This is a genomic window from Microcystis sp. M109S1, assembly GCF_020247025.1.
In the GTDB taxonomy this organism is placed as follows: Bacteria; Cyanobacteriota; Cyanobacteriia; order Cyanobacteriales; family Microcystaceae; genus Microcystis.
Genome location: NZ_JADBRW010000051.1, coordinates 1 through 9,614, shown reverse-complemented (window position 1 = coordinate 9,614; position 9,614 = coordinate 1). Strand labels below are relative to the sequence as shown.

The window sequence follows — 9,614 nt, the reverse complement described above, 5'->3', positions numbered from 1 at the left end:
TCAAAATCTTGCACCTGTTTCGCAAGAAAAGCCACAAAACCCCTACCTTGCCTACATTTCACATTTATTCAGCAAACCCTACTTAAGACTGTCCACTAAAAACTCACATCTGATAACTGATAACTGATAACTGATAACTGACCTACTCCTCGGTGGCGGCGAGAACTAAATCTTCCTCCTCCAAGGCGGGAGGAACTTCGATTTCTGCGACTACTTCCGAGACAGTGCGGCCTTCCGCTTCCGCTAGACGTTTTTCTCGGTATTTAATCGCCATTTCTTCCGCTTTTTCAAACACTAACGGGCGATTTTTCAGCATATCTCCCGGTTCGGGTTCTAATTGTTTAGTCGAGAGGGAAATGCGACCTCTTTCGGCATCGAGATCGATAATCATCACTTTTAACTCATCATTGACATTGAAAACCGTGTGGGGGGTGTCAATGTGATCGTGAGAGATTTCGGAAATATGCAGTAAACCACTGACTCCACCGATATCGATGAAAGCACCGTAGGGCTTAATTCCGCGCACGGAACCGATTACCACCTGTCCCACGGCTAAACCGTTCATCTTGCGTTCCACTAAAGCGCGACGATGACTTAAAACCAGACGGTTGCGATCCTCATCCACTTCTAAAAACTTTAAGGGCAATTCCTGACCGACTAAATCCTCTTTCGCCTCTCTGGTGCTAATGTGAGAACCGGGTATAAAGCCGCGGAGACCTTCAATTCTGACTAATGCCCCACCACGGTTAGTGGCGAAAACATTCGAGCGCACGGTAGCATCTTCTTTTTGCAATTGACGCACCCGTTCCCAAGCGCGCATATATTCAATGCGACGGATCGACAGGGTTAGCTGTCCATCTTCATTCTCGTCGGTAAGGATGAAAAATTCCCGTGTTTCGTTAGGTTGTAAAACTTCTTCGGGATTATCGACGCGGTTGATCGACATCTCCTGCACGGGGATAAAAGCGGCGGTTTTAGCACCGATATCGATGAGCGCTCCCCGGGGTTCCATGCTGAAAACAGTCCCAGCGACAACATCTCCCGGACTGAAATGATAATCGTATTTGTCTAGAAGGGCGGCAAAATCTTCATGGGTAAAGCCTATGTTTTTGTTTGCGGTTTTTTGGGTGGTCATGTACGTTGTTTGGGCCTCGGAATTTCCGTAGGTTTTTCCTCCTATGTGATGTACAGTTTCTAAAGAAAGGAGATACCTCCCAATTTAGTTCCTAGGCAGGGCCTAGGGGATGAACTGCCGCATCCGGCTTTCTTGCAGGCAATTCGCCTCAAGAATGACTTTTAAGAATCTAACCAGAGCTTGGGCTTTAAATAGCACAAGGGATCCTAATTATAACTGAATCGGGGACTATTTAAGATGAGGTGATCACGCTGGCTTCTTCTGCTTGAGACCAAGAAGGATGAGCGCGTTCGATTTCGGAGGATTGCAGCAGCGCTAAAGCGGCGATAAAGTCTCTAATTCCCTGAAAATTGCCGTAAACCGAAGCAAAGCGCACATAGGCCACTTCCGATTCTTGCCGGAGGTATTCTAGGACTAATTGACCGATCTCCTGACTTGTTACCTCCCGCTTTGAGTCTTGCTGCAGACGGGATTCGATATCATTGACGATCGCCTCTAATCTTGAGGGGGGAATGCCGGTTTTTTCGCAGGCGCGGACGATCCCCCGCAGCAGTTTGCAGCGATCAAAAGATTCCCGTTTACCATCTTTTTTAATCACCGTGATCGGCACGAATTCGATGCGCTCGTAGGTGGTGAACCGATATTTACACTGTAAGCATTCACGACGACGACGAATGCTCTGACCGTTTTCGGAGGAACGGGACTCTAAAACGCGACTATCGGTATGCTGACAATTAGGACACTGCATAGGAGGCGCTCGGTGAGGGGAACCTTTAATTTAAGCCTTTAAATACGAAAACCAGAGCCGCTAACCTGCTTTGGACAAGCGGGCGGCTCAGGGAAGAAAATTATTAAGTTAAACGGAGTTAAGAAATTTACTTTTGAATCCGGGGAGGTTCCCGGAAGGCGATGGCGAAGAAAATTACCGCCAAGGCCATAGTTAAAACCAAAATGTAAGCGACGCTTTCCATGGTTGGACATCCTACAAGATTGCTATGACAATCCTATAGTATCAGGAAATGAGCTTTTCGGCTTGTCTGGGGATGTAGATTACATCCCCAGAATCAGTGGCGATCTATTTAACGCTAACTTTTGCCCCAGCATCTTCCAGTTTTTTCTTGACGGCGGCGGCATCATCTTTGTTGGTGCCTTCTTTAACCGCTTTGGGAGCGGCTTCTACCAAGTCTTTCGCTTCTTTGAGTCCTAAACCAGTCAATTCGCGCACTACCTTAAGGATAGCAATTTTCTTGTCGGCGGGAACTTCTTCAAGAACGACGTTAAATTCGGTTTGTTCTTCCACAGCTTCAGCGGCGGCAGCGGGAGCGGCCCCGGGAGCAGCCATCATCATCATGCCACCGGCCGGAGCGGCGGCACTAACTCCGAAGGTTTCTTCGATACCTTTGACTAATTCCGCAGCTTCTAAGAGGGTAAGGGTTTTGAGTTTTTCTAAGATTTCAGCTACAGCAGACATGGGTTAGACTCCTAATTGTTTTCAGTGATTGATTGGTGCGGTGTTAGGCCGCTTCTTTTTCTTCTTGACGGGCCACGGCATCGACGGCACGGGCCAAAGATGCGGGAACTTCGTTGATGCTGCGGGCCAGTTTGGTGGCAATGGCGTTGATTGCTCCAGCGGCCTGAGCGATTAACTGTTCTTTCGACGGTAAATCGGCGATCGCTTTGATCTGATCTTCTGTTAACAGTTGACCTTTGGTCCCTTCTTTGAGGACACCGCCGCGCAATTCGGTTTTTTTGCTTTCTTTTTTGAACTCTTGATAGGCCTTGAAAGCTCCACCGATATCCTCTTTTACGAGCAGAAAGGCGGATGTTCCCGATAAAAGGCTTTTCATCGGTTCCCAGCCACTATCCTCAGCGATCGCCAAGCCCATCAAAGTATTTTTGGTGACTTTACAAATTGTTCCCGTGGGGCGCAATTTGCGGCGTAGATTGCTGATTTCGGCGACGGTTAAACCTTGATAGTCAATGACCATCGTTAATTGAGCTTCGCTCAGGGAGGTTTTTAATTCTTCTAGAATTACTCCCTTGCTTTCTCTGCTTCTCCCCATCCCTTCTTCACCTCCTGTATGCGGGGGACCGGTTCCACAGACAGGCGCAAAAATAACCCCTTGTAGCGCCGGGGTTGAGTGGAGAGAATCCAGTTCAGGCACGACCAAGATAGAAAATATCTCTCTTTAGTCTTTTTGGCTGCTGTTTTCTCGCTTTGACCTCGGCAGGGTATTTAAGCTGTTTCGCACCTGCTGTCTTTGGCTTAAGCCAGTCTCTTATTATAACATTATTGCGGGATTTATGTCAAGCCCCGGGAAGGAGCGAGGGAGGCGATCGCATCTAAGACTAAATCCTGTTTTGAAAAGGTAACCGAAAAACTTTTTGCCGCAAACCCTACATATCAGGACAGGCACTCATGCAAAAGGCAAAAGGAGGAATAGATAATCGGTCTTTAATAACCGGATTTAGTCTGAGATCAAAAGTTTTCGTTTTCAGGAGTCGGTCGTTAATACAAAATTAGGTTACAGTTCTTGATCAGAAACGCTGTATCTAATTCAGTCTCAGGAGAAAGTCTTTCTGTTGATTGAGCTTTTTTAATCTAGCTTTTCAAGACGCAGAATCAGCTTGGTTCATTTGTTCGCTTGTGCCACTCTACTTTCTTCGCTTACAATCCTTTTGTATCCTCCATCAATTTTTCGAGCTTCCCTTTTTAGTTACCTTACCCAATTATCAATTATGAATAACACTGAAATCGGCTTTCCCAAAGGCTCTAAGAGTGACCTGAGAGATGTTATCACAAATCAGTTACTTATTTTTTTAGAAGCCCAAAATTATGACGCAGCTAAAACTCTATTAATTCCCGTCGCTTCCGTGGATATAGCAGAAGCGATTGCGGATTTACCTAAAACCCTACAAATCATTGCTTTCCGACTTTTAAATAAATCTCAAGCCATTGACGTTTATGAACATTTAGATAGAAATACCCAATATTTATTAATCGAAAAATTTAAAAATGCGGAAGCAAATGAAATTATTAATAATATGTCTCCTGATGATCGAGTCAAGTTATTTGATGAGTTACCTCCTCAATTAGCGAGGACTTTAGTGGCTCAATTATCCCCTGAAGAAAGAGAGTTAAATGCTTTATTGTTCGGGTATTCTGCTGATACAGCAGGGCGAATTATGACCCCGAAATATATCTATGTTAAAGAAACTATTACGGCCAATGAAGCTCAAGCTAAAATCAGAAATTTAGCCGATAAAATTGAAGTGGCTTACTATATCTATGTGACAGATAATAATAAGAAATTACAAGCAACCTTATCTTTAAAAGATTTAATTGTTGCTAAACCAGAAGCGATAATTTCTGAAATTATGAACAGAAATATTATTTATGCCTATACCGATACCGACCAAGAAGAAGTCGCTAAATTGATTCAACGCTATGATTTATTAGCCTTGCCAATTGTTGATAAAGATGAAAACTTATTAGGGGTAGTTACGGTAGATGATGTCATCGACATTTTAGAGGAAGAAGCAACTGAAGATATTTATAGAATGGGAGCAATTAACACGGAATCTGATGATCAAAATTACTTTAAATTGGGCTTGTATAAAATCACAAAAAAACGAATACCATGGTTATTAATTTTATTAATCACGAATTCTGCAACAGTTTTTTTAATGAGTAATTTTGAGGAAGTGTTAGAAGAAGTAGTTACCTTAGCCTTTTTTACCCCATTATTAATTGATGCAGGGGGAAATATAGGCGCACAGTCATCGACCGTTGTTATTAGGGGATTAAGTACTGATGAATTAAGAGATAAGAAACCGTTTTCAATTATTGTGAAAGAGTTAATAACAGGGGGATTATTAGGGATCATTTTAGCCGTCATTGTGATTGCTATGGTTTTCGTATTCTTAGGTAAACCAGAGATTGGTTTTATAGTGGGAATTAGTTTAATTGCTATCTCAATTATTGCAGCGACGACAGGTACAGCATTACCTTTTATCTTTAACAAAATGGGATTTGATCCTGCTTTAATGTCTGCTCCTTTTATCACGACAGTGGTTGATGTTTTAGGAATTTTTATTTATTTCAGTATTGCTCAATTAATCCTAAAGGAAAGTTTGAGAAATTGATGGGCAAGGCAAAAAGATTAGGCCAATTCAAGTCTGAATTGGCGCTCCATAACTTGCCCAGAGTTATATCCTTGAGTGCTCGATAATTTTTAATCCTCAATCCCTCAATTCCGGCCATTATTTAGTCCCGTTTCTCATTACTAAAGTAATCTGAGCAATTTCTTGATAGACCGATTCTAGACCAGTTATCAATTACTGACCCGATTCGATCACTCCTTCGGCCTCATGGACAATTGCCCTCAATCGATCTAAAGTTTTCTGGTCCACCTGCGTCCATAATCCCCGTTGTTGAGCTTCTAATAATCTTTCGGCCATATCTCGCAATGCCCAGGGGTTTTTCTCCTGAATAAATTGTTGTACCTTGTCGTCAAATAAATAAGCTTCGGCTACTCCCTGATAGATAAAATCCTCCACTAGATGAGTAGTGGCAGAATAGGCAAAAATATAATCTACGGTCGCAGCCATCTCGAAAGCGCCTTTATAGCCGTGTCGCATCACTCCCGCTATCCATTTGGGATTAACCACTCGCGAACGGTAAACGCGGCGAATTTCTTCCTCTAGGCTTCTGATGCGGGGATTTTCCGGTCGGGAATGATCACCAAAATAGGTGACGGGATTTTTGCCGGTTAAAGCCCGGACACTGGCAGTTAAGCCGCCTTGAAATTGATAGTAGTCATCGGAGTCGAAAATATCGTGTTCTCGATTGTCCTGATTGTGCAGCACTATCTCTAATTCTTGCAGTCTATTTCTCAATACTTCCGGTAAAGAATGGGCAGTTCCTTGACTATCATAGGCATAACAACTCCAGTTAATATAAGCATTAGCTAAGTCTTGATCATTTTGCCAGTTTTGTGACTCGATTAACCCCTGTAAACCGGCCCCGTAAGCACCGGGTTTGCAGCCAAAGATTCTGGCAGTAGCTCTCAGTTTCGCCTCTTTTTCTCCTAAGCCCTGACTTAGCCAAAACTCCCTCTCTGTCTTCACTTTCGCCGCTAAAGGATTAATTTTTTCTTCTTCCTCTTGACAAGCTACCGCATTTATGCCAGAATTAAGAAGATGTAGTATGCTGGGGAAACTGTCCCTAAAAAAGCCCGATACCCGAACGGTCACATCAATGCGAGGACGGCCTAAGCTAGACGGGGTAAGGATTTCAAACCCGACCACCCGACGGAAAAAACCATCCCAAAGGGGACGAATTCCCAGTAAAGCCATGGCTTCGGCCACATCTTCGCCACTATTTCTCATCGTCGAAGTTCCCCAGATAGAAATCGCCAAAGTGCGGGGATATTCGCCATTTTCTTGGGTATAACGTTCAATTAGTGCCTCTGCGGCCTTTCTTCCCACTTCCCACGCAGTTTCTGTGGGGATTGCGCGGGTATCGACAGAATAGAAATTTCTGCCGGTGGGGAGAACATCGGGACGGCCGCGGGTGGGAGCGCCGGAAGCACCACTGGGGACGTATTGGCCAGCGAGACCTTTTAAGAGATAGGTAAGTTCATCGGGGGTTTGTTTTAAAGCAGGAATTAACTGATTTTCTAGCCAAACCAATTCTTTTGCCGTATTTTCGCCTAGAGGTTCAATTTTCTGGCTAATTAAATCCTGAGCGAGACTTTCCAGATAGGTAGTAGTATCGTTATATTCCGTCAGGGGGTCGCAGTCGAGGTGGAGGTCAAGGGCGATCGAACGGGTTAAACCGGGGCGGTCGGGACTAGGAGAACGAGCGATCGATTGGATTAAATCAATTAACTGCTGACCCTGGGGACATTGACCGAAGATATGTAAACCGTCGCGGATTTGTGCTTCCTTGAGTTCACAGAGATAACCATCCACGAGGGTAAGAAATTGACCAAAGGAAGCGCTGGTCGCAACGCGCTCGCTACGCGAGATCGTGCCTAGCTCTCGATCGAGATTAGTTTTCGCCACCAGATCACTAATCCGCTCGCGAATCAGAGCTAAACGAGAAGGATCAAGAGATTCTGCTTGATAATATTCATCGATGAGAGACTCTAACTTTTCCCAATCTCCATACAATTCCGCTCGCGTCATCGGGGGAGTGAGATGGTCGATGATAACAGCTTGGGAACGTCTTTTAGCGCTGGAACCTTCTCCGGGGTCATTGACAATAAAAGGATAAAAATTCGGCAGCGACGAGAAAGCAATTTCGGGATAACAATGGGGAGAAAGAGCGAGACTTTTCCCGGGCAGCCATTCTAAATTGCCGTGTTTACCGAGATTAATTACAGCAGTGACTTGGAATTCCTGTCGTAACCAATGGTAAAAAGCGAGATAGCTGTGGGTAGGTTCGAGGTCGGGGGAATGATAATTAAGAGTCGGGTCGAGGTCGTAACCGCGAGAAGGTTGAATACCGATAAAGACATTACCTAACTGGATGCCGGGGATAGGAAAATCCCTGTCTGGATGTCCCCAACGGTCAAGCATAGCGCTTTGATTATCGGGGGGAAGGGAGGAGAAATAATCTAGATATGCTGACCGGGAGAGAGATTGATAGATAGGTTTTAATTCCCTTGTCTCCAGGTCATTAGTGATACCGGAAATAAGCAATCGCATTAATTCATCGCTATGGTCGGGTAGGTCGGTGAGGGTATAACCTTGGGTTTGTAATGCGCGAAGAATTTCCAGACCACTAGCGGGAGTATCTAAACCGACTCCGTTAGCGATACGACCATCCTTATTGGGATAGTTGGGGAAAATGAGAGCAATTTTTTTCTGGGAGTTGGGAAGGGAGGAGAGTTGACAATAGTTTGCGGTTAAATCAGCGACAAAATCAACCCGGTGGGGGAGGGGTTGATAGATAACTATTTCCGTTTCTAGTTTCGGATGTCGGGTGAGGACAGATTTAAAGGAAATAGCGCGGGTGATAATTTTGCCATCCATTTCCGGTAAAGCGATATTGATGGCCACATCCCGGGGGGAAAGACCTTGATAACCCTGTTGATAAGCTTCTAAACTGCTGCTGCTGAGGACAACTTGGAAGATGGGTTTATTGAGGGACTGCCAGAAGTGATGATTTTGTTTGTCTTCTGGTCGTTGGATAGAGAAGCTAGTGGTATCGAGAATTAGGTCTGGGGGATGGTGGGAAAAGAGGGTTAATAGTTCCTCTTGCACTTCAATTTCCCGGACAGAGGAGAGAAAGATAGGGACAGTTTCAATATTTCTTTGGGTGAAAGCGGTGATTAAAGCATCGATAGCTTTGGTATTACCCGCGAGATAATGGGAACGATAGAAAAGTATCCAAGTCCGTGCTTGGGGTTGGGATAGGGTTATCTGGGAATAGATTCCCAACCTAGGGACAACCCTAGGAGGAGAGGGAGGATAGTCGAGATGGAGACAGGTATGCGCGATAAATTTACAAGCATTAATCCAGTTATCTATCCCTGCTTCCGTGAAATAGCACCATAACTGATTAACAGTAGTCAGGGAAGCAGTGGAATGACTCATCAACTCTAAATCCGGTTTATCCTCTCCCGGGAGGACAAATAAAGTCGCACCGGTTTCCTCGACAATTTCCTTAACTACTTCCAATCCGTAGGACCAACTCCCCCGTCCTCCCAATAAGCGAAGAATAATCACTCTTGCTTGGGATAGTACCTTGTCCCCATAGTTATCGATACTGTATTGCTGCTGTAACTGCGATAAATTCAGGGCGCGAATTGCGGGAAAATTATCGGGTAGATGGTCGATAGCTGCCGCTAGAGTTTGAATATCGGTATCAGCCATGGTGAGGAGAACAATCGGGGCCGGATTTTGGTCAATAATAATCACCCCTTCGGTATCTGCTGTCCAACCACCCGCTTGGGGCGCAATTCGGTGCATAAGTTTTGAGAGTCAGGTTAAATAATGATTAGGTTTTGAGAATCAGGGTCTCGATCGAGGGATCATTCTTAGGTAGATAGAGATGATTATATCTGTCTGCGGCAATTTTCAAGAATAGGGAATAGGGATTAGGGAATAGTCGGGGATAGGGATTAAGAAAAATCTTCACTAAAACCCAAACCCCAGTCCCCCATCACCTTACTGATGACTGGGGTGTGGGGTGTGGGGTGTGGGAAGTGGGAAGTGGGAAGTGGGGAAGTGGGGGAATTTCAACTAAAACCCTAAAACCCTAAAACCCTAACACCCCAAAAACCTAACACCCCAAAACCCCAAAACCCTATCACCCTATCTCCTACCTCGCAGCCTCGGAGTCTCCTGCCTTCTGATAACTGATAACTGATAACTGATAACTGATAACTGATAACTGATAACTGATAACTGATAACTGATAACTGATAACTGATAACTGATAACTGATAACTGATAACTGATAACTGAT

The 9,614-nt window shown here is 44.6% G+C and carries 8 protein-coding genes and 1 other annotated feature; of the genes, 1 reads left to right on the top strand and 7 read right to left on the bottom strand.

Annotated elements, in window-relative coordinates:
* Positions 1-142: 142 nt before the first annotated feature.
* The 5 genes from IM322_RS02250 to rplJ form a co-directional block, all read right to left on the bottom strand.
* Positions 143-1,135 (bottom strand): 30S ribosomal protein S1, encoded by a 993-nt coding sequence (locus IM322_RS02250; RefSeq protein ID WP_002781113.1) that lies wholly within the window; start codon positions 1,133-1,135, stop codon positions 143-145.
* A gap of 232 nt (positions 1,136-1,367) precedes the next feature.
* On the bottom strand, positions 1,368-1,883 hold the full coding sequence (nrdR, locus tag IM322_RS02245) for a transcriptional regulator NrdR (protein WP_149986344.1): 516 nt from the start codon (positions 1,881-1,883) through the stop codon (positions 1,368-1,370).
* A 127-nt stretch (positions 1,884-2,010) separates the two neighbouring features.
* On the bottom strand, positions 2,011-2,106 hold the full coding sequence (locus tag IM322_RS02240) for a photosystem II reaction center protein T (protein WP_071823417.1): 96 nt from the start codon (positions 2,104-2,106) through the stop codon (positions 2,011-2,013).
* 104 nt (positions 2,107-2,210) lie between these two features.
* Complete coding sequence (gene rplL / locus IM322_RS02235; RefSeq protein WP_149986343.1) at positions 2,211-2,606, bottom strand: 50S ribosomal protein L7/L12; 396 nt, start codon at positions 2,604-2,606, stop codon at positions 2,211-2,213.
* Between the two features lie 43 nt (positions 2,607-2,649).
* Positions 2,650-3,198, bottom strand: coding sequence for a 50S ribosomal protein L10 (gene rplJ, locus IM322_RS02230; protein ID WP_002737633.1), 549 nt, complete (start codon positions 3,196-3,198; stop codon positions 2,650-2,652).
* Between the two features lie 103 nt (positions 3,199-3,301).
* Positions 3,302-3,418 (bottom strand) — a sequence feature (ribosomal protein L10 leader region).
* 456 nt (positions 3,419-3,874) lie between these two features.
* Between rplJ and mgtE the strand changes: the two genes are divergently transcribed.
* Positions 3,875-5,281 (top strand): magnesium transporter, encoded by a 1,407-nt coding sequence (mgtE, locus tag IM322_RS02225; RefSeq protein WP_287673572.1) that lies wholly within the window; start codon positions 3,875-3,877, stop codon positions 5,279-5,281.
* A gap of 192 nt (positions 5,282-5,473) precedes the next feature.
* Here mgtE and cobN read toward each other — a convergent pair whose 3' ends face one another.
* On the bottom strand, positions 5,474-9,115 hold the full coding sequence (gene cobN / locus IM322_RS02220; RefSeq protein ID WP_287673574.1) for a cobaltochelatase subunit CobN: 3,642 nt from the start codon (positions 9,113-9,115) through the stop codon (positions 5,474-5,476).
* 28 nt (positions 9,116-9,143) lie between these two features.
* Positions 9,144-9,284: a hypothetical protein gene (locus tag IM322_RS02215; RefSeq protein ID WP_287673575.1), complete on the bottom strand. Its 141-nt coding sequence runs from the start codon at positions 9,282-9,284 to the stop codon at positions 9,144-9,146.
* Between the last annotated feature and the right edge of the window lie 330 nt (positions 9,285-9,614).

Bases quoted from the DNA above. Each gene is read 5' to 3' on its own strand.
- IM322_RS02250 (WP_002781113.1), bottom strand. From the start codon at position 1,135: ATGACCACCCAAAAAACCGCAAACAAAAACATAGGCTTTACCCATGAA.
- nrdR (WP_149986344.1), bottom strand. From the start codon at position 1,883: ATGCAGTGTCCTAATTGTCAGCATACCGATAGTCGCGTTTTAGAGTCC.
- IM322_RS02240 (WP_071823417.1), bottom strand. From the start codon at position 2,106: ATGGAAAGCGTCGCTTACATTTTGGTTTTAACTATGGCCTTGGCGGTA.
- rplL (WP_149986343.1), bottom strand. From the start codon at position 2,606: ATGTCTGCTGTAGCTGAAATCTTAGAAAAACTCAAAACCCTTACCCTC.
- rplJ (WP_002737633.1), bottom strand. From the start codon at position 3,198: ATGGGGAGAAGCAGAGAAAGCAAGGGAGTAATTCTAGAAGAATTAAAA.
- mgtE (WP_287673572.1), top strand. From the start codon at position 3,875: ATGAATAACACTGAAATCGGCTTTCCCAAAGGCTCTAAGAGTGACCTG.
- cobN (WP_287673574.1), bottom strand. From the start codon at position 9,115: ATGCACCGAATTGCGCCCCAAGCGGGTGGTTGGACAGCAGATACCGAA.